The 18573-nt window shown below is 62.7% G+C and carries 27 protein-coding genes and 1 pseudogene; 11 read left to right on the top strand and 17 right to left on the bottom strand.

The annotated features are described in order from the left end of the window. Nucleotides 1–572: 572 nt before the first annotated feature. The 9 genes from BM228_RS27295 to BM228_RS27255 form a co-directional block, all read right to left on the bottom strand. Nucleotides 573–926 carry a stability/partitioning determinant gene (locus BM228_RS27295; protein WP_244537326.1) on the bottom strand — a complete coding sequence of 118 codons (354 nt, stop codon included), beginning with the start codon at nt 924–926 and terminating at the stop codon, nt 573–575. Next, nucleotides 926–1612: a ParA family protein gene (locus BM228_RS27290; protein WP_092045559.1), complete on the bottom strand. Its 687-nt coding sequence runs from the start codon at nt 1610–1612 to the stop codon at nt 926–928. The genes BM228_RS27295 and BM228_RS27290 overlap by 1 nt, the downstream gene beginning before the upstream one ends. A gap of 203 nt (nt 1613–1815) precedes the next feature. Continuing rightward, complete coding sequence (locus tag BM228_RS27285; RefSeq protein WP_092045557.1) at nt 1816–2481, bottom strand: recombinase family protein; 666 nt, start codon at nt 2479–2481, stop codon at nt 1816–1818. 259 nt (nt 2482–2740) lie between these two features. After that, entirely contained in the window at nt 2741–3673 is a 933-nt protein-coding gene (locus BM228_RS27280) for a molybdopterin-dependent oxidoreductase (RefSeq protein WP_092045555.1), read from the bottom strand. Further along, a complete protein-coding gene (locus BM228_RS27275) occupies nt 3670–4551 on the bottom strand; it encodes a cytochrome b/b6 domain-containing protein (RefSeq protein ID WP_425285007.1) in 882 nt (293 codons plus the stop codon). Before BM228_RS27275 ends, BM228_RS27280 begins: the two co-directional genes overlap by 4 nt. Nucleotides 4552–4629: 78 nt before the next feature. Beyond that, on the bottom strand, nt 4630–4860 hold the full coding sequence (locus tag BM228_RS27270) for a hypothetical protein (protein ID WP_092045553.1): 231 nt from the start codon (nt 4858–4860) through the stop codon (nt 4630–4632). 717 nt (nt 4861–5577) lie between these two features. Next, entirely contained in the window at nt 5578–5832 is a 255-nt protein-coding gene (locus BM228_RS27265) for a DUF6894 family protein (protein WP_092045551.1), read from the bottom strand. A 458-nt stretch (nt 5833–6290) separates the two neighbouring features. After that, the gene (locus BM228_RS27260; RefSeq protein ID WP_092045549.1) at nt 6291–6536 is read right to left on the bottom strand and encodes a hypothetical protein; all 246 of its coding nucleotides are present in this window, start codon (nt 6534–6536) and stop codon (nt 6291–6293) included. Continuing rightward, nucleotides 6533–7279 (bottom strand): Crp/Fnr family transcriptional regulator, encoded by a 747-nt coding sequence (locus tag BM228_RS27255; protein ID WP_092045547.1) that lies wholly within the window; start codon nt 7277–7279, stop codon nt 6533–6535. The genes BM228_RS27260 and BM228_RS27255 overlap by 4 nt, the downstream gene beginning before the upstream one ends. A 608-nt stretch (nt 7280–7887) precedes the next feature. Here BM228_RS27255 and BM228_RS27250 point away from each other — a divergent pair. Both BM228_RS27250 and BM228_RS27245 read left to right on the top strand, forming a co-directional pair. Beyond that, nucleotides 7888–8649, top strand: a complete 762-nt coding sequence (locus tag BM228_RS27250) for a Crp/Fnr family transcriptional regulator (protein ID WP_092045545.1) — start codon at nt 7888–7890, stop codon at nt 8647–8649. A 3-nt stretch (nt 8650–8652) separates the two neighbouring features. Next, nucleotides 8653–8919 carry a hypothetical protein gene (locus BM228_RS27245; protein ID WP_092045543.1) on the top strand — a complete coding sequence of 89 codons (267 nt, stop codon included), beginning with the start codon at nt 8653–8655 and terminating at the stop codon, nt 8917–8919. Nucleotides 8920–9027: 108 nt separating this feature from the next. On the opposite strand, the gene BM228_RS27240 is transcribed toward BM228_RS27245, so the two are convergent. After that, on the bottom strand, nt 9028–9276 hold the full coding sequence (locus tag BM228_RS27240; protein ID WP_092045541.1) for a hypothetical protein: 249 nt from the start codon (nt 9274–9276) through the stop codon (nt 9028–9030). A gap of 205 nt (nt 9277–9481) precedes the next feature. Between BM228_RS27240 and BM228_RS34895 the strand changes: the two genes are divergently transcribed. The 4 genes from BM228_RS34895 to BM228_RS27225 all read left to right on the top strand — a co-directional run bounded on the left by BM228_RS34895 (nt 9482) and on the right by BM228_RS27225 (nt 11446). Next, nucleotides 9482–9658: a hypothetical protein gene (locus tag BM228_RS34895; RefSeq protein ID WP_167367844.1), complete on the top strand. Its 177-nt coding sequence runs from the start codon at nt 9482–9484 to the stop codon at nt 9656–9658. Nucleotides 9659–10058: 400 nt separating this feature from the next. Further along, nucleotides 10059–10226 carry a hypothetical protein gene (locus tag BM228_RS34890; protein WP_167367843.1) on the top strand — a complete coding sequence of 56 codons (168 nt, stop codon included), beginning with the start codon at nt 10059–10061 and terminating at the stop codon, nt 10224–10226. 808 nt (nt 10227–11034) lie between these two features. Further along, the gene (locus BM228_RS27230) at nt 11035–11253 is read left to right on the top strand and encodes a hypothetical protein (protein WP_092045537.1); all 219 of its coding nucleotides are present in this window, start codon (nt 11035–11037) and stop codon (nt 11251–11253) included. A 10-nt stretch (nt 11254–11263) separates the two neighbouring features. After that, nucleotides 11264–11446 carry a ribosome modulation factor gene (locus BM228_RS27225; RefSeq protein ID WP_092045535.1) on the top strand — a complete coding sequence of 61 codons (183 nt, stop codon included), beginning with the start codon at nt 11264–11266 and terminating at the stop codon, nt 11444–11446. A gap of 62 nt (nt 11447–11508) precedes the next feature. Here BM228_RS27225 and BM228_RS27220 read toward each other — a convergent pair whose 3' ends face one another. From BM228_RS27220 to BM228_RS27195, 7 genes and pseudogenes are all read right to left on the bottom strand, one after another. Then, nucleotides 11509–11748 carry a hypothetical protein gene (locus BM228_RS27220; protein ID WP_092045533.1) on the bottom strand — a complete coding sequence of 80 codons (240 nt, stop codon included), beginning with the start codon at nt 11746–11748 and terminating at the stop codon, nt 11509–11511. Between the two features lie 55 nt (nt 11749–11803). Next, complete coding sequence (locus BM228_RS27215) at nt 11804–11968, bottom strand: Flp family type IVb pilin (protein ID WP_092045531.1); 165 nt, start codon at nt 11966–11968, stop codon at nt 11804–11806. 210 nt (nt 11969–12178) lie between these two features. Beyond that, on the bottom strand, nt 12179–12481 hold the full coding sequence (locus BM228_RS27210; protein ID WP_092045529.1) for an STAS-like domain-containing protein: 303 nt from the start codon (nt 12479–12481) through the stop codon (nt 12179–12181). Further along, nucleotides 12478–13359, bottom strand: a complete 882-nt coding sequence (locus tag BM228_RS34120; RefSeq protein ID WP_139234222.1) for an ATP-binding protein — start codon at nt 13357–13359, stop codon at nt 12478–12480. The genes BM228_RS27210 and BM228_RS34120 overlap by 4 nt, the downstream gene beginning before the upstream one ends. A gap of 190 nt (nt 13360–13549) precedes the next feature. Beyond that, nucleotides 13550–13624, bottom strand: a pseudogene (locus BM228_RS35575) (transcriptional regulator); the annotation flags it as partial. A gap of 1000 nt (nt 13625–14624) precedes the next feature. Next, complete coding sequence (locus BM228_RS27200) at nt 14625–14855, bottom strand: hypothetical protein (RefSeq protein ID WP_092045525.1); 231 nt, start codon at nt 14853–14855, stop codon at nt 14625–14627. 87 nt (nt 14856–14942) lie between these two features. Further along, nucleotides 14943–15194, bottom strand: a complete 252-nt coding sequence (locus BM228_RS27195) for a helix-turn-helix domain-containing protein (RefSeq protein ID WP_244537325.1) — start codon at nt 15192–15194, stop codon at nt 14943–14945. Nucleotides 15195–15306: 112 nt separating this feature from the next. On the opposite strand from BM228_RS27195, the gene BM228_RS27190 reads away from it, so the two are divergent. The 5 genes from BM228_RS27190 to BM228_RS27170 all read left to right on the top strand — a co-directional run bounded on the left by BM228_RS27190 (nt 15307) and on the right by BM228_RS27170 (nt 18535). Beyond that, nucleotides 15307–15603: a hypothetical protein gene (locus BM228_RS27190; protein ID WP_092045523.1), complete on the top strand. Its 297-nt coding sequence runs from the start codon at nt 15307–15309 to the stop codon at nt 15601–15603. A 90-nt stretch (nt 15604–15693) separates the two neighbouring features. Continuing rightward, nucleotides 15694–15978 (top strand): hypothetical protein, encoded by a 285-nt coding sequence (locus BM228_RS27185; RefSeq protein ID WP_092045521.1) that lies wholly within the window; start codon nt 15694–15696, stop codon nt 15976–15978. Nucleotides 15979–16034: 56 nt separating this feature from the next. Beyond that, nucleotides 16035–16880, top strand: a complete 846-nt coding sequence (locus tag BM228_RS27180) for a hypothetical protein (protein ID WP_092045519.1) — start codon at nt 16035–16037, stop codon at nt 16878–16880. A 65-nt stretch (nt 16881–16945) separates the two neighbouring features. Continuing rightward, the gene (locus BM228_RS27175) at nt 16946–18046 is read left to right on the top strand and encodes a hypothetical protein (RefSeq protein WP_139234221.1); all 1101 of its coding nucleotides are present in this window, start codon (nt 16946–16948) and stop codon (nt 18044–18046) included. Between the two features lie 81 nt (nt 18047–18127). After that, nucleotides 18128–18535: a hypothetical protein gene (locus BM228_RS27170; RefSeq protein WP_092045515.1), complete on the top strand. Its 408-nt coding sequence runs from the start codon at nt 18128–18130 to the stop codon at nt 18533–18535. Nucleotides 18536–18573 lie beyond the last annotated feature (38 nt).

Genomic DNA, 18573 nt, shown 5'->3' with positions numbered 1-18573 from the left:
CCTCCTGTTTCCTCCGACCCGTGGGGACGGCGCAGGCGTTCAATTTGGAGCGCCCGGCATGACATACCGCGTCAGGATTGATCGCATCGGAAAAGCCGGGGTGCCGCGGAGCGCCCCACGGATCTACGATGCGAAGGATGAGGCTGACGCTGCTACGATCGCGGCCTACGAGGTCGACAGCAGCAAGCCTGGCCGGCCTCGTGTCGCCACCGTAACCGATCCAACTGGGCGCATGGTGTTCACCTACTCCGGTTGTGCCAGTGCGGCGTCAACATGACTGGCAAAGAACGCGAGGATTGGGCGCTCCACGACCGAGAAGCCAAGGCCCTCATCAGCGTGATGCTTACGTTCCAGGTAGCGTGCCTGGCGGTCACGATGCTCTGGCTGTGAGGCTCGCTGCCGTAGCCTTACCCTCTGGTAGCTCCGCAGCGACAAGAACCCGTTCCTTGAGCGATCCTTGAAGGCGCTCGCCCGCCGGATGCAGCCAACCACGGTTCATAGGTCCCGGTGGCCGGACTAGGCTATGATCCGGGCGGGATCAGCTGCTGAAGCAAACTGGTAGCTACTAGCTATCATTTTTTGGCGGTGCTTTGCTCCAGTAACTCGACAGCACGCTCGAACGCCTCGCCGAGGCCCCATCCATTTGCATCTGCCACTCGGATGAATGTCTCGATCGTATCGGGCTTCAGCTTGAGGTTCAGCTGGGCTGTCCGACCCGTCCGCCGGCGGCGCTGCTGACGGGGCGTCGTCACGATTGGCTCACCCCTGGCGGGTTCTCGACTTCGGAACCCGGTAGCTTCAGCCGCCTGCCTCGTTGCCTCAGCTGTAGGCTTGTCATCCCGCGGCTTCGGCTTGGCCCAGGCTGAGGGATCAATATCGTCGAGCTCGCCGCCGAACCCGAGTGAAGCGCGCTCCTTGCCGGCCATCACGCTGCCGACCTTTCGTTCGCAGCTGCTTTGAGCTTCGACACCACCTCCCCCGCGAACTCGCGAGCGTTCTGGATCGCTTTTTCGAGATTGCCTGTCTGTGCCGCTGCAAGCCCTGCTAGCGTACCGCCGAAATCGAATAGGTCCTTGAAGGCGGCTCGCTCCACGATCGCCGTCTCGAACATGGCAATGCCGCCGGCCTGCAGCTGCTCCTGCACGTTGCGCAGAGCACGGGAGGTGATGGCTGCTCCGGTGCGCGTGAGCAGGACCGCGTGGGCGATCCGCCTACGAGACAGCTTCTCCGAGTTGCGGATAAGGCGGATGGTCTTGGCCGCACCCTTCGCATCCATGCTGGATCCCTGAGTCGGGATCACCACCAGATCGGCCATGCCGATGGTGTTGGCTACCAACAAGCTAGCCGTCCCCTCCAGATCGACGATCACGAACGCCGCCTCGCGTTCAGCAGCATCGATGGCATCGACCACGCTCTCCTCAGTCACATCGCTAATGATGGTGACGTTCTCAGGCTTGCCTGGCAGCTTCGCCCATTGGCTGATCCAGCGCTCCGGATCGGCATCGATGATGGTGACGGACGCCCCCTTGGTGGCCAGTTCGGTCGCCAACAGCAGGGCGCTAGTCGATTTTCCAGATCCGCCCTTCGGGTTGGCAAAGGCGATGACGGGCATGGTTCCTCCGAGCTCGGATGCCTCTACGCAGCACGTCATGCGTAGCTTAACAGGTAGCTAACAGATACCTAGCACTAGGCGCTAGCTATCCGTGGGCTACCAAGTAGCTATGAGCTACCAAATAGCTTCTTAGTAGCATCCGCTAGCTGGTAGCTACCTAGTAGGTGGTCGATCGCTTTGCGCCGATCTGGAACACGGCAATCTCAGGCCTTTGCCAGAACCCTCTGGATTTGAGCAGCCGACCACACCCCACCTCGGGCCGCCGGGATCCCACGAGCGTTCAGCGCCGCCGCGATCTGTCGAAGCGAGATGGCGCCCTCGGCCTGCACGTTGGCGATGACTGGGGCGAGGTCCAGGGCTCGTTCCGCGGCCCGCTGGGTCTGGCGCGCCCTGCTGCTCACCTGACCGGCTTCCCGGTTCGAAAGGTTCTCCGGCTTGCCCAAGCGCACGCCTCGCGCTTTCGCAGCCGCCAGCGCAGCCTTGGTCCGGGTCGAGATCATCTTGCGCTCGGCCTGGGCTACCACGGCCATGATGCCGACCACGAGCTCGTTGGCCTCCGGCATGTCGGCCGCGACAAACCGCACGCCGGCCTTCTGTAGGTTCAGGAGGAAGGCGGCGTCGCGTGACAGCCGGTCGAGCTTGGCGATAACCAGCGTGGCGCCGTGCAGCCGACAGAGGGCCATGGCCTCGGATAGGCGAGGGCGGTTGTCCCGGGATCCGCTCTCCACCTCGACCAGTTCGGCCACGTGGCGCCAGGAGCCGCCGGCGAGGAAGTCAGCCACGGCGCGGCGCTGCGCCTCCAGCCCCAACCCGGATCGGCCCTGCCGCTCTGTCGAGACCCGCAGGTAGGAGACGAAGGCGGAAGCCATGCTGATTTTGCGGGGTGTCACGTCCGATCGAACGGACGTTCAACCGGATGAAACACCACTCCGCGAGAGCGCCGGGGACACACCGAGGCTTCCCTGTGGCTCAGCTCGAACCCATTTCAGGAAGATCCGCCGCGACGCGGTCGAGTGCCGGCAAGGCCGGGACGCAGCTCGACGGTTGATCCCGGCCGGTTGCATCAGGCTGGCTTACAGATCCTTCTGGCAGGGATCTGATCGCGCAGGTCACGTCCGATCCTTCGGCTTAGATGCCAGCATACCAGGCGTAGCCCTGGTCCTCCCAGTAGCCGCCCTTGCCTTCGCCGATCTGAGCGAAGCTTTCGACCACCTCGATCCGCATCACGTACTTGGCCTGCTTATAGCCGAGGTTGCGTTCCACGCGAAGGCGTAGCGGTGCACCGTTCGAGACCGGGAGCGACTTGCCATTCATGTCGTAGGCGAGGATCGTCTGCGGGTGGAATGCATCCACGAGGTCAATGCTCTCGTAGTACCGGACCGGCGATCCGCCGCTGACCGCAGTGTCCTCCGACGCCTGCTGGCCACCGGAACTCTTTCTGCTCTCCCCACCGCCCGACTGCTTGGTCATGGCCGGGTTGGCGTTGCCCGCGGGGACCGCCTCGTTGGGGCCGTCATCCTGCGCGGTGGCAGCCCCGCCGTCATCCTCGCCCTGGTCCATGGTGTCGGCGCAATGGAACACCACGTAGCGCGCCTCAGGCTTCAGTTTGGCCCGGGATAGGAGGTCGGCGAGCGGCACCCCGGTCCATTTGCCAATGGCGCTCCACCCCTCGACGCAATCGTGCCGGGTGATCTGAGTGCGTGCCGGTAGCTTGCGAAGCTCGGCCAGCGACAGCTTGAAGGGCGCCTCTACGAGACCGCCGACCTCTAGGTGGTACTTGGCGAACTTGCCCCTCGCCAGGGCCTTGTAGCCCTTGTCGGGTGGGGCCTCTGTGCCGTTCGGCTTGAACCAGGGCGAGATGTCGGCCTCGGCGTATTCTGGCGCTAGGCTGCGTTCGGTGAGGAGCAGGCGCTGGACGAACAGGTTCGCGTCCTCGCCGGTCTTGAGCGTGCGCTGAAACCACTCCGCGTTGCCGAGGCGATCGCATCCGCCGAGCATGGCCGCCGCGACCGCGGCGGAAGCCCCGGTCAGGAGAATGCGTCGACTCGGAAGGCGGCTCATGCCCGTGGCTCCCCCGTATCGCCAACCGGCTCGACCTTGCGCTCGATCACGAACCAGCCAGTGACCATGCCGCGCATGTTGTTCCAGAACCCAGAGAGCAGGACCAGAGCGACGTGCACGACCACGAAAAGGACCAGCAGCGCCGCCACGACGAAGTGGACCGTGCGGGCCGATTGCCGGCCATCGAACAGCGTCAGGAGGATCGGGAACGCCGCGTCCATCGCAGGCGACATCGCCAAGCCAGCTAGCACTTGGACGGGCAAGAGCACGAACAGCACGACGAGGTAGGTCAGCTTCTGGATGACGTTGTAGCGCTTGGCGTCGTCGCCTTGAGGGAAGCGCAGCGTCAGGTGCTCCCACACCGAGGAGCCGAAGTGGCGGACCTGGTCACGCGACGGGATCACCCGGAACCGAAGCTGTCCGCTGACTAGCCCGTAGAGCAGGTAGGCGAGGCCGTTCAGGACGAAGGCCCAGGCGAAGAAGAAGTGCCAGCTGCGACCGCCGGTGAGATCCTGGTCGCTCGGCAGAGTCGCCCAAGCCGGGAAGCCGCGGTCGGCCGCCTCGCCGTCGGCGCCTGCCGAGGAGCCGAGCCAGCCGGTGGTATCGAAGGTCTTCCCAAAAATGGTCGTGACGCCCTTGGGCGGGTCGTCCTCGGTGGAGGACATCGCCATCAGCGGCGTGTCGAAGGTTGAGACCTTGCCCCAGTACAATGCCGGGTGGGCGTTGAAGATCTGCAGGCCGCTCATCAGCAGGACCAGCAGGCAGACCGTGTTGACCCAGTGGGTCAGGCGGATGACGGCAGGGTGCCGGAACATCCAGCGGCGGCGCTCGACTTCGGCTGTGTCGGGTGCGGAGCGCGTCAGGAATGTGCGGGGCAAAGTGGGGGGCTCGTCGACGACAGGAGCGGGTCGCGGTGGAAGGGCCCATGAGGCCCTTCCGACGTCGCGGTGACCGCCTCACATGCGGTTCATCATGCGGCGCTTCATCATCCGCTTCCGCATCATCCTCTTCTTCATCATCATCTTCTTCTCCATCATCATTCGGTCGCCGTGCATCATGCGCACCTGCGTGATGCCGGCATCGGACTGGACACCGTTGACCGACATCGGAGCGGCCGATGCGGATCCGGCACTGAGTGCAAAGCTGCCAAACAACACGGCGGTAAGCGCAAGCGTCGTCTTGTTCATCTGAAATCTCCCAGATAGGGCGGATCTCCCGCCCGAACCTACAGAGAAGCCCAGGTATCTTACCTAAGTTCCTGAATGAAATTGACTTTTTGTAATACACATCCGAGCAAAATTGGGCAAATCGAACTTCTACGAGCCGTGTCGGAAATTAGTTTCAAGCGAGAGTTAAGTTTTAGCGGCGAACGGACCGAAGTATCATTTGATGCATTCTTGTCGCGAAATTTATAACTTACATTATAGGTAAGACGTGCGTTCAGCGTGGCGCCACGCGCGTCGCTGGCGTTCTCGACCTTGGCCGGCGTGCTTTCGCCATTTTCAGTTATGCTTATGACCTGGCACAGCCGGAGGCGGAGGCCTTGGTGGCGTGGGGAGGAAGTTGGGAGGTGGTCACACCTTCGTGTCAATCTCACGCCGGCGCATATTGCCGACCACCCAAGCTCCAGCCGCCGTCGCATAGGAATAGGACGATTGCTCCAATTTCTGGCCATCAGCTGTGGTAATAACCCACCGGAAGCATCCCGCATGAGTGGCGCACGGCACTACACTCACACGGTTGGACCGAGAGGTAAGGTACGACATCGGGAGCCGATGCTTACGAGCCATCTGCCTTCTACGGGGCGCAAGACGATCAAGTTTCAGTTCTCGTCCCGTCACTAGAGGTACGGCAGCGGCGCGATGACGATCGGCTATGCGGGCTTGGACTAGTGCACGATCCGATCACGGGCTGATGGCGTGTGGGACATGCCATTCACCGACCAAGTCGAGCGAGGCGGAGTAGACCACCGTCCCGCCCTCATCGCGCACCCGAACCAAAAACGTGTGACGATCCCGGTCAGGGAGCTTGTTGCGGGCCATATCCGGTAAGGCATCCAATGCTTCGATGCGAGCGGCTTCTAGGCTCGGCAATTCAAAACCCTCATCGTCCTCAAACCGGAAATTGCCGTCGTCGGTGTCGAAGAAAAAAAGTGGCATCGGATATCAAGCCCTTACGCAAGCGGGAGCTCGCTGGCTCTCAGCGCTGATGCTGTAATATTCGATTGCCATCATGTACAGTCTTAAATCTATATAAAACGACATGAATCAAGATAATATATTGTGCGTTTGATCGGTACGCATCAAAAGATCGTAAAATCTCTCGAAGAAGATGGTTGTGCGTAATGCGAGTGCTTGAGCATGCGCCGGAACGGCCCGTGATCGTGCGGCTGCTTCAGCGTCCATTGCAGGACGTGCAGACCGGCGCACGGCAGCTCTGCCTCCTCGCTGGAAGCCCACCGTCTCCGATCTCCTCGGAGATGAAACGAGGATCGCGCCCGTGGATGCGGTGCCCGCCGACTTCGCGATTGAGGCCGACCCGTTGGCCTCACCCCAGGTGAAGCGCTTGCACGGGACAGCGCAGTCTCGTCGAGGGCGGACCGAGATCTAGTGGGGGCTCAAGCCGCGCGCGCCAACTGCTCCTCGATCCAGGTCTGCGCAGCATCGAGATCGGCGAAGGTGGGTCGAGTTGGGGTATCGACCCATCCGAAGCCCGCTTCCAGAAACCACATCCCGGCCATGTCCTCGTGATAGCCCGAGAGCTTCACCAGAACTGCCGCCAGGAAGCCGTCGGCGAAGACCAGCTGCCCGTCGATATCGTAGCTGCCGGTGGCGACCCGCACCGGCTGTAAGCGAAGGGTCATGCGGCCGCCCGTCTCTCCAGATGCAGGTACGTTGGGTCAAACTCGGAGATGCGTAAAAGTTCGTCCCACGCCTCGATCACCAGTGTCCGGCTCCGGAGCGTGATCAGAGTTTTGCCGCGCATCTCCTGGAGAACGCGATTGATGTGCACTGAGGTGAGCCCCAGCGCATCGGCGAGATCCGCCTGGGTGACCGGCAGCGGGCAACGGTAGTTCCCGGCTAGCCCCACCGCTTGAAGTTTCAGGTACAGCTCGCAGAATAGGTGGGCGACGTGCTCGAAGGCCGAGCGTTGCCCCATGCTGACCAACCACTCACGGAAGATCCCCGCATCGATCAACGTGTCGCGCCAGAAGATCGCCGCGATGCCAGGGTGGCGTACCGTCAAGTCCCTCAGACTGTCGTGCGGGATGAAAGCCACGGTGGCTTTGGTCAGCGTGCCGAGGCTGTGATCCATAGTGGGGACGTGCAGGCTCTGGAGATCCGGGATGTCGCCCGCGATGTGGAACGACAGGATCTGCCGCTTGCCCTGGCTGAGGAGTTTGTAGCGGCAGGCCCAGCCGTCGATGATCAAGCAGCAATGCGAGGGCTTGTCGCCGTCGCGCACGATGTCCTGCCGGGCGTCGAGGTTGTGTATCCGCACTGGCAGGCTCTCGATGGCCCGGCGATCCGTATCCAAGAGGGGCGCGATGCTCTTCAGCTTGCGGATAACCATCGTCATGGCGTGTTGGTCGGGAGCTGACGGCATATTGCTTCACTCTGCACCGCAGGTGGAAGCGCGTAGCTTTCCCAGTCATCAGCGCCTGCATCAAACCAACTGATGATAATCCCTACGATAGACAAAAATTAGCTACGTATTTAATCATAAGATGGGTTCTTGAGTCATTCATTCCTCCTATCGCTCTCACTTTCCCAGTACATCCGCTTTGTTCGCGCACCGTGGGCATAGCTATCAGCTCGACATTTTTTGGGATGCCAGTCTTGAACGCCCTGTTGCACGACGCGACTCAGGCCGAACCTCGACAAATCCTGTCTTTTGATCAGATGGGTTTCTCTATCTGTTGGCATGAGTGCCTGGCTGTTGCCGCGATGATGTGAGCGCAGTCGGCCGCGCGAGCGTCCCTTGCCCCTTCATCGCTTGCACGGCCCTTTCCGAACCGAGCGCACTCAAGTCCCTTCGCCCGGTCCGGGTGGCGGGGCGTTTCTTGGCGCAGTTCATCTATTTCCAGGCAGGGCGCGAGCGTCCGAAATCGTACTTGTGATGCCCTCTCAGGATCGGTGCCGCTCGGCTCGGCGTTCCTTCGAGGAGCGCCTCTCGGACGATCAGCGGGTTCTCTCAATCATGAGGCCAGTCCGATGCAGCAGGCGCTGACGCGGAAGCTTGAGAGCTTCGAACCTCTGTCCGAGCAGGCTCGCTGGGCCCTGAACCGCTTAGTGCTCAAGGTCCGGCAGGTCGGCACACGCCAGGATCTGATCCAGGAAGGCGACAAGCCGGACAACGTCCTGCTGATCCTCGACGGCTTCGCGTGCCGCTACAAGATGCTCCCGGACGGCCAGCGCCAGATCATGGCCCTCCTGGTGCCGGGCGATTTCTGCGACCTTAACGTCTTCATCCTCGACGAGATGGACCACAGCATCGGCACCATCTCGACGTGCCAGATCGTGGACATCCCCCGGCAGGCCATCGACGAGATCGCAGCCCACCATCCCAGCATCGCCCGCGCCTTCTGGTGGTGCTCCCTGGTCGATGGTGCCGTCCTGCGCGAGTGGCTCGTCAACATGGGCGGGCGCGCTCCGGATCGGCGCATCGCCCATCTCCTGTGCGAACTCCTCATGCGGTTGGAAGCGGTGGGACGGGTCACCGACAACAGCTACGCGTTCCCGCTGACGCAGACCGAGATAGCCGACACGATGGGCCTGTCTGACGTGCACGTGAACCGGACGTTGCGGGAGCTGCGTGCTCTTGGCCTCATCCATCTCAAACACCGGGTGTTGACCATCCTTGATGTCGAGCGGCTGAAGGCTTTCTGTAGCTTCGCTCCGAATTACCTGCACTTACGCAACACCCGCTGGGGCGAGCGCCGCGACCTAAGTTGGCCTGGTACCGCGGAGGCCTAATCGATGTCCGAGCAGGGCAACGTCGAGACGCTGATCGTGCTGCAGCCGATCGCGGTCGACACGGACAGCCCAGATCGCGACGGCCGGCTGGTGATCGCCAACGGCCTGCTCGTGGCGGTGCTGGTGCGACTCGCAGAGCCCGAGCACGACAATGTCGGAAGCTGGTTCTTCGAGGTTGGTTTGGGCCGGCTGCAGGGGAAAAAGGCACCGACCTTCTTAAGCCTGGAGGATGCGACCCGCTGGCTGCGACGTCATCTGAAGCCGGCTTGAGCTATCCCGCTGATAACTGGTTTGGAAATGCCCTCGCACGGCTGAGCAGCACCGTGGGAGATGGTAGGGCGTGCGAGCGCCGAAGCGGGGCGTGGCTGACGCTTCGTGCTAGGCCGCCGACAGCCGCTTGGTGTTGAAGGCGACGTGCTCGCGGTAGCGGGCGATGACAGCTTCGGGCGAGCCACCGAGCATCAGCGTCGTCATGGCCTCGCCGGCGGCGTGCACCTTCTCGACGACCATCGACTGCATCTCGGCCCGGCCCTCGCGGCCGCCCCAAGCGAGGCGCACCATGCGTAACTCGATCACGCGCTGAGACTCGATCGCCAGCAATATCAATGAGAAGATGGGATTGTACACGATGAAACTCCGCGCCGCGGCGATTTTTGCCTAAATCAACATAGTTTGAGCTCACGTGGCTCCTCCCTAAATTTGTTAAGAAAAGACGTCGCGCCCATAATATCTTCTAAAACTGCAACCTATGACTCCAGGCACAGTTTGGCTTGTAGCATAATGCTCTCCGTCACCCTTCCTTCGGCGGTTTCTTCAACGAAAGGCCTCGCCCATGGGCAGCGGTATCTCTCTGTTATTTCTAGCGCTGGGCACGATCGGCGGCGTCGGCTTTCTTGCATTGGCCGCACGCAAGCAGGTCGCTAATTTGAAGGGCGATCCGGAACGCTCCAACCTCATCAAGGATCACGGCGGCGCGCCACGGCAGAACATGCCGGGGACTGAGCACTGAAACCGCGACCATCGCGCTTGAGACGCTCCCGATCCTCGGCTCGGCCCCGCCGCCCGATCTGATCACGGGCTGGCGGGGGAGGTCGTCGATCTCACCGGCGGGAGCCGATACGCAACGCGGCTCGGGGTGCAGGATGAGGCTGCGCGATTACCGAGCCGTGCCATTGGACCAGTTCTGGCCGTCCCGGACCGGGATCGCTGGCGTAGAAGCTCGCACCAGCGGATCCGGCGGGTGAAGATGCGGCCAGAAGCGCGAAAATGGCTGTGGCAGTCGCGCGAGGCGCTGCAGGATCATGGTGGATCCCCAAACTGTCGAAAGGGGTAGGCCGCGAATGTCCGTTTCGCCGCTACATCGAACAGTCAGGAGTGCGGTCGCGCAGGGCCTATCCTAGGAGGCGGCGATGACGATCTGGAGCACGCGGCAATGGGAGATGCTGCGCCGGGAGCTGGCGTTGGTCATCCTTGCCGTCGGCTTGGTCGCCAACGTCGTGTGGATCATGTTTGGTAGTTGGGCGACCCTAGTCGAGCTTGGTCACATGATCGTCTACGTGGCCAGCCGCCTCCGCTGAGGGAGGCCAGAACACTCCATTCGAATGAACGCGGGCGGGTTATGGGTCGAGGCCGATGATTGCGTCGAAAGATGCAATTTGAATTCTCAGCGTCAAATACTACGCATCTGGTGCGCATGTTACAGATGATATATTATGAAGGTTATAGTATATTGATGGAGTGCCAAGTCATGCGCTCGATACGACCGCTTTCTCCAGCCGCCGCTTCTTCTAAGAGGGCGCTTCTAGTCGCGGATCACCTGACGGTTTTGTCGATGCTCGCCATCATGTGGGTGGCTGCAGCGATCCTGCTCTGTGCGGCGCTGGTCTACCTCTGCCTGAACAAGCTCTTTCCTGGCCTTGCTCCCATGCACAACTGGGAGACGCGATATTCCATGTCGCCCCACGCCTTTCTCACCAAGCCGCTTACCGAGATGACGTCCCTTGACCCTCCTGAAGCTGGGAACGACGCTTCGAGGATACCGTCACGAGACAAGCAAGAGCGCAATCTGAGGCGGGTTGACCGCCGGAATTAAGGCAACGTGATAACCAAGGGTCCTTCGATCTGGACCGTCATTGCTACTCAATGCCGGCCTCTGCACCCTGAGTTGGCGTCCCTTTCAGCTCGCGCAGATGAGCCCTTCTCCAGAGGGGGCGCCCCTAGGCGGGCAAAGTCATGATCCGAGAAGCTGCTGTGCACGCGAATGAGCTCTGCGGCCATGAGTTCTGGGCTGTGGCGGCCCGCCACACCGCTTCCGGGAAGTGTCAAGCTGGAGCCAGCTTCGTTTGGCGGCGTTGTTGCTGCATTTCGTGGCCAGGGAGACTCAATATGGATCCTGCTCGCCTCGTGCAGACCGAAAGCATGCTCGCCGTCACGGATCGGTTGTGGCGTGCCGAGATGCGGCGGGCCTTTGGGCCGGATGGCGTACTGCTCTACGGTTTCGGGACAGAGCGTCAGGGCGAGCCTGGAACGCGGTTGCGCCAGGCTTTCGAAGCCCGCACCGCCGCCGTCGCAGGTTGGCGAAACGAGCGGCGCCGGTCAGCCTGAGGTCAGCCACATGGACACGCGCCAGCCTTCCATCTTGGGACCGATCGCCGAGGGAGCGCATGCGCGGGTGATCGGCCTACCAAAGGACAGCTGCCCCTATCCGGCGGACTCACCCGAGCGACAAGCGTGGGTGGATGGTTATGACGGCACGCCGAACGAAGATGGCCCCGACGTGCCGATGGCTGACGCTTGAACCGAGGTGAAGTCGGCTCGATGTCCGCGACGGCGAGCACCATGCTCAGAGGCGGTGGGCGGCTAGCCCTCATCCTCGGCAGGCCCCGACCACGATGCCCCGTAGCGTTCAACCAACTCCTGGCGCCCCGCTGCCGTGATCTCGTACTCGACGCTGTCTTCCGCCGGGTTCGCTCGACCGGTGGCCACGACCAGCCCGAGCGTCTCAAGGCGCCGCATATAGACGCTGATTTGATAGAAGCGGGGGCCGGTCGCCGCCAAGTTGCGGAGACGGTACAGGCTGTTGGGCGCGAGCTTGTGCATCGATTACCGATGTACTGTTAGGCGATCCTCTCGTCACGCCCGGCTGATACGCCCGCTAGTTCAGGTTGCCGGAGATCGCGCTGAACTTAGCGCCGAGCCGCGAACCTACGAGCCGCAGCGAGGCGATAATGACGACGGCGATCAGGGCAGCGATCATGCCGTACTCGATCGCCGTAGCGCCGTTCTCGTCGCGGACGAAGCGCTGCAGCAGCTGACGCATCACGCGGATCCTGCGCCGATCAAGGCTCACAGTCCCGTGATACCATCGGCCCGTTTACGGCTTGTGAAGAGACATTGATCCTGGCCGCGCCTGCGCCCCACCGGCAGCGACGACGAAAGCGAGGGCGGCGAGGGCTGTGCGCATGGGGGCGAAGATAGCTGATCCTCGGACGTCGGCAACATGGCTGGCGGAGAGCGCCTATTGAGCAAACTATATCTGTGCGTCCATTGTATCCAAGGAATACTGGATGACGGTCGATATAATGCCCTTTACGACGGCGTCGCAATTCTTGAAATCCATAAAGTCCAGGGCGTCTTCGCCATTTGTACGGAGAACGTCGCTTATAAGCGCGTGAATAAAAGATTGAGTGACAAGGGTCACTCCTAGGAAATCGATGATAATTTCTTCTTTCCCTTGTATTGTTGGCTTTATAACGGCCTCCCTTAAACGGGCCGCAGCATCTTTGTCCTCACCAAAGGAGCCAACTATTTCGAATATATTCAGATTTATCATGAGAAACGGATCCTTTTAGAATAGTCTTTCTTAGATTTAACATCCAAAGAGTATGCCTCTCTTATCTGATCAAGCAGATACGAGAACTCAACTCCTTGCTCGATGTTGAGGTCGATACCTACGACGGTACCATCCCAATCAGGAGCTTGTACAAATTTGTGCGGATCGTGGATCGGATCGACTTCCAGCGCCGGCTTATGCCGCATTCGAGTTTGCATCAGTCTGAACATGCTGCTTCTGCTGTATAGCAAAAATCTGTTTCTGGATAATGTGGCAATGGATTTGGTGAAGAATAGGCCAGCACCGGCATTGAATTCGTTTCCGCCGATACGGCTTGTCGTTCCTGTGATGCCGGGCTGAAGAGCAAGCCTGATAGCTTCTGCAGGGGAATCAAATTTATGGTGCCTCGCCATAGCACTGGGGACACCTATACCAGCATCCGCGATACCAATTGAGATTTTTTTGCTTTCCCGATAGTACTGCGCACAGACGAAAACGCCAACTTCTGAACGGGAATGCTCTAAAGCATTTCTAACCATTTCCGAGAAGACATATTTTATCGGATCTGCGACAGAGCTCGGAGCGTGCAGCAAGGGTACTAGGTTCGTGATAGCCGTTCGAAGTTCATCAGAATTTCGGATCTGTGTTATTGGTATGAATCGACCGCTTTCTTCGTGTTGTCGGATTTCCCGAATTGGATCGATGGGAAGATAGTTGAACAATCCCATTCTTATCATGTACGGAAGAGTGGGTACGTCTTCCGCTTTGCCAGAAATCGTCCCGCCAGCTTGCCGCACCTTAGCAGCAGCGCACGCGGTTAGGGAGAGGACTACCGGATGCACTGCCACCCACTTTGGGTGCATGCTGAAATTCAGCACCGCTGGCTCTTCGAAACTGACGCCACTTATGAAACCAGTGATGTTCTGGAGATTGGCGCTGTTCGGAAAATGTATCCGCATCTGCGAACCGCATGTCCCGGCCTAGTCCCTGCCTAGGCCCTGCCCAGTTTTTATGCCTGATTGTGGTCACTCTGCCAAGAAAGGTGGGCAAGCAGATCAAGCGAGATCTCTAGGCCTTCCTCAGCCGCACGCCCGGCCCCTCGCCGTTCTCCTCAATGAAGATGACGCCGGCGGCTTCGAGGGCAGTCTCAGTCTTCCGGTGAGGGCTCGGCAGCTGCGGCACCCGGTTCGGGAGCGGGGCCAGTATCCAGTGTGCCTCCGCTGACCAGCGCGTTGGCCCAGGCGCTTGCGATGAGGCGGACCTGCTCGATAGCCTCGGCGCGTGTGAACGGCTCATCGCCATCGCCGACACTACCATCTGACCAAGCCACGAACCCGGTGCGTCGGCCATTGGCATCCTCGACGCAGGCCGCGTCATCAAGGATGCAGATGCGGAGTGGGAGCGTGAGGCCGAGCATAGGCATGTAGACGACATAGAGCGCCTGAGCTCGGCTTCGACCGTCACGCCTTTGGCGCCTTTTCTATAGGGCGCCAAAGGCGTCATTTGAGCATCATGACGGCCCCGATGGCTATGAGCCCAGCCGCCACGACCAATAATGGAGCATTCTCGACTCCGAGCTGGTCCAGCACGTTCGAGGAAACCGCAGCCACGATGAAGACGCCTAAGCCCGTCGTGATCGGCGACTTCACCTCAGCTGCCCTATCGGCCCTGACTGTTGTGCTGGCTCATTACATTGCGTCCCACATCCAGGCCGCTCCCATCATCGCCAGGCCGCCGCACAGCAATGCTACCACGATGTAGCGATGCAGGCGGTCGTACAGAGGGATCGGCATCGAAGGAGGCCCGCAGAAGCGCATCCATCGTTGCCCATAGACCGGGATCGGTCGCTAGCGGCAAAAGTTAAGGTTTCGTCAATTCAGAATTTGCGTGATCGCCAGGCCACAGGAGCCAAAGATCAGCCGATGCCGCGACCCGTCAGTCCACCGAGGACCAAGACGGTGACAATCGCGATCGCTACTACCGCAGCAATGAGGATGGCTCGCATCTGGCCACTCCGTGCTTGCCAACGGACATCAGCCTCGTGGGAGGCCGCCTTTGGTAATCAAGTGCTCAGCAAGGGTATCAGTTCGCGCTTTCTGGATCCTCGTAGTGTCGCACGTAGCATCTGGCCGGCGATCATAAGTCAGGCCGGTCTGCTTGCGGTGAGGTAGAGGCCATGCTCCCGGACGTCGCCCAGGATCTCCTCGGCGTTGCCCATCGCGGCGATGCCGGGGTTGCTGGCCATTTCCTCGATTTCGAGCTTATCCAAGCGCCGCCACAGCTGCGGGCTGCCAGGCAGGTTCGCTCCGTCACGGTCTGCCGTGGCAGCCAGCCGCGAACCGTCGACCTCGGCGAAGGTGTAGATGTGCTTCACGGCCTACATACTCCGCATGTGGGTTGGCCATTTTAGATGGCCCTTCGCCGTCAGGTGGTCGGTGGTACGGCCTGCTTGCTCCAGTGCCTACACCTTCCGCTCCCGGAACCGGATCCCGGCCCCGCCACCGTTCTCGGGGATGAACTCCAGGCCGGCAGCCTCGAAGGCTTCGACCAGCGCCCGGTTGTTCATCGTGGTTAGGCGTGCGCTTTCCTCGCGACGCTCGAACGCTCCGATGGTGGATTTCGAGACGCCCGAGGCTTCTGCGAGGTTCGCTTGTTCCCAGCCGAGGAACGAGCGCCCAGCGCGACATAGGCGAGGAGACAGCGAAGCGACCACGGATCCAACCTTGTTGAGCCCGAAGATTGTAGCTGAGGCACAAGGCTGTTGACAAGGCGCATCCTTACCACCTAGATTGCGTCTCAAGCACAAGGTTGCTTCTGAGGCCGCAATGTCCCGCCGCACCGTCTCCTGGAACACCATCGACCGCGCCGGCCACAACAGCCGGCCGAAGATCCCCGCCGGCCTGCTCAGCGCCCGCGCCCAGGTCCAGGGCTTCGCTCGCTTCCAGCGCCGCCCCCTCGTCGTCGCCGGCAAGTTCGACCGCTCCGCGATCATGACCGCCGCCGCTATCGCCGCCACCGGCCTGCAGGAGCGCTACGGCCTCACCCGCACCGCCGCCCTGTCCACCGCCCTCAAGGCCGCCTGGCAGGCCGCCAAGATGGCCCGCACCGCCGCCGCGCACTGATCCCCTGACCGCGCCGGCCTGACCCGCGCCGCCACGGCGCACCCCTCCACCACCGACTCACCGCCACGAGCCCTCACCGGAGCCCGAACGATGACGCACGCCCGCATTCCCGATTTCAGCCAGCCCGTCCCGGTCCGTAGCACGGCCGCCACCGGCATGGCCCGCCGCCGGTTCCCGGTCGATCCCCGCTACCTCAACCTGCCGAACGAGCCGGTCCCGGGCGAGATCGAGCCCTGGCAGGCCGTGATGCCCGTCCGCCCGGACACCGCACACAGCCGGTCCCCGCGCTTCCTCGATGCCGCCGGCGAGCTGCTGGCCGCGGCCTTCATCATCGGCGGCGGCATGGTGCTCACCGGCCTTGCCACCCTGCTCTGACCCGACCCGCACCCGAGCGGGCCGGTCGCCCGCGCCCCTCACCCGAGGATCCCGCGATGTCCCTCCGTAGCTCCCTCAAGAACCTGATCCGACGCGATGCCGAGCGCCCGAGCCTTCGGGAGCGCGCCGCCGATCTGCGAGCGAGCCTGAGCCGTCGCACCGTCGTGGCCGGCTCTATCGCGGCGGCCGTGCCGCTGCCGGCGATTGCCGCTCCCGCGGTGTCAGCGCCTGCTCTGCCGCACCCCGACGCCGAACTAGTGGCCCTCGGCGAGCGATGGCTGCGAGCCCGTGCCGCGCAGGACGAGGCGATGGAGGCATGGGGCATCGCCTACCGGCAGGTCTACGCCGTCATCAAGACCTGCCCGCCGGAACTGTTCTCGACCCACGACGAGCGGTTTCAGGTGCTCGGCGGCTGGCGCTGGCCGACGCTCCTCGGTGTGAACCTCCGACACGTCGCCCTCGATTGGGGAACCGAGGAGAGCCATACCGAGCAGGCCTGGACCGGCGAGGCGCTGCGCATCGCCATAGCCCGCGCGGTCCCGATGCTGGGGCAGGGTGGCAAGACGCCGGGCCGGATCCGGCGCTGGAAGGCCATGCTGCCGATCGCCGATGCCTTCGACGCTCGGGTGGAGGTTGTCGAGACCGCCACCGATCGACGGCGCCTTGAGAAGGCTCGCCGTGTCGCGGAAGACGAGTTCCGGGACCTGAACCGCGAGATTGGCCAGCACGTCGCCACCACGCCTGAGGGCATGGCCGCGCTAGTCCGCGTGATCGGCCGCTACCCCTGGAAGGATACGGGGGGCGCTTGGGCGAACCTGCTGCTCAGCGCCGCCAACGTCTCCGGCATCGACCCCGCCAGCCTCGACCACGAGCACGACAGCATCAACGGCCACCGCGCCTGACGCCGCCACCGCGCGGCGCCTGCCCCGCCGTGCCTCCTGCCATTCCGTGTCCTTGGAGGATGCCTGTGCCCTCTCTCAAGTTGTCCGGCCTGTTCCGGCGAGACCCCAACCGCCCCGATCTCAAGCAGCGCGCCGCCACGCTGAAGGCCAACCTCGGCAAGCGCCCCGACACGCAGAACCAACCTGCGCCCGGCAGCGACGAGGCGAAGGCCGCGTTCAAGGATGCCTGCCACCAGCACACCATCCGCACCCAGTTCGCCAACGACTACCCCGAGCTGAAGCGCACGCCGCTGGAGTGGTGGACGGCAGACAGTCTCGGCAAGGCGCTGGAGACGGGCGAGCTCACACCGGCCGAGTGCGCCCGCCTCTACCCGCTGGCGACCGAGCGCGAGCTGCGCATGGCCGAGATCGAGCACGAGCTGAACCTCGGCGGCTTGTTCGCCCTAGCGTTCGCCGATGAATACCCGGTCACGCCCGTGGCCGACGATCCGGATCCGATCCACGCCGTGATTGCGGAGAGCTACCGCGCCGAGGACGCGATGAAGACGTTCGGGTTGGACCCGAATTCGACCTCGCGACCGAACTGGTTCCTACGTGAGCGGGCGCTGACGGAGGCGCAGAGCGCGACGCGAGATGCCGTGTGGCGCACCACGCCGACCACCCGGGCCGGGCGCCTCGCCCTGGTCGACTACGCCCGGTTCCAGGTCGCCCTGTTCACCGGCAGCAGCGTCCAGGATCCCGACTGCCCGGCCTACCTGTTCCGAGACATCATGGGCGCCGTCACGGCGGCGTTCGAGGCTGACTGCGCTCCGGCGAGCGACGTGGCCTCCCACGACCTGTCCGGGTGCGATCTCGCTCAGCTCGCCCGCCTCTATGAGACCTGGGAAGGCGTGTTTCACCATCTCACCGGCGCCGGCGCGATCCCGTGCTTCACGTCGGATCGGCGCAGCGGCTTCACGCCGGCCGGCGAGGTTCTGGATCGTGAGTACGACCGGGCAGGGGCTTTCCTCAGCACCATCGCCGATGAGGTCCGGACCCGCACGGCCGTGAGCGCCGACGACCGGCACGAGCGCCTGGGCGTGCTCATCCGGCACGAGCTCAACACGAACGGCAGGCCGGTCGACGACGCCCTGCTGTCCGAGTTGAACTCCCAGCCTGATCGTTGAGCCCTCCTATCCGTAGCCGTGCGTACCGCCCCGGCCGGATCCCGTCGGGCTCCCCCTTCATCGCGACCCGAGACCATCACCATGGGCGACGTGCTCACTTTCACCCCGCGTCCGAAACCGGCCGCTCGCGAGACCCTAGAGCCGCTGGCCGGTGGCGCCCTTCGGGCCAGCTTAGAGGAGGCCGCACAGGTCGCCCTCGACGCGGCGGATCGCATCATCGCCGTGCTCGACCGCATGGACGAGGATCCGGACCTTGAAGACGGCGGGGACGCCGAGCCATCTCTGGCTGCGCCGGAGAACACCACCGGCTCGCAGGTCGTCTACATGCGCGGCGGGGATCAGGACCGCGAGGCCGAGGCGCCCGAGACCGTGCTGCCGGAGGTAATGGCCGAGCCGCAGCCGGTGGCTGAGATCCTACCCTGGCGCGGGCGCGGCAACGTCATCGCGGCGGCTGGGTCGTTCCTCGTCGACCTGCTGGAGCGGGCTTGAACCAAATTCCTGCCGAGTAGCCTGCCTCGCCAGTTCGG

This window comes from Methylobacterium pseudosasicola, from assembly GCF_900114535.1.
Lineage (GTDB): Bacteria > Pseudomonadota > Alphaproteobacteria > Rhizobiales > Beijerinckiaceae > Methylobacterium > Methylobacterium pseudosasicola.
Note: the sequence above shows the minus strand (reverse complement) of the source record. Positions and strands in the feature narration are given on the sequence as shown.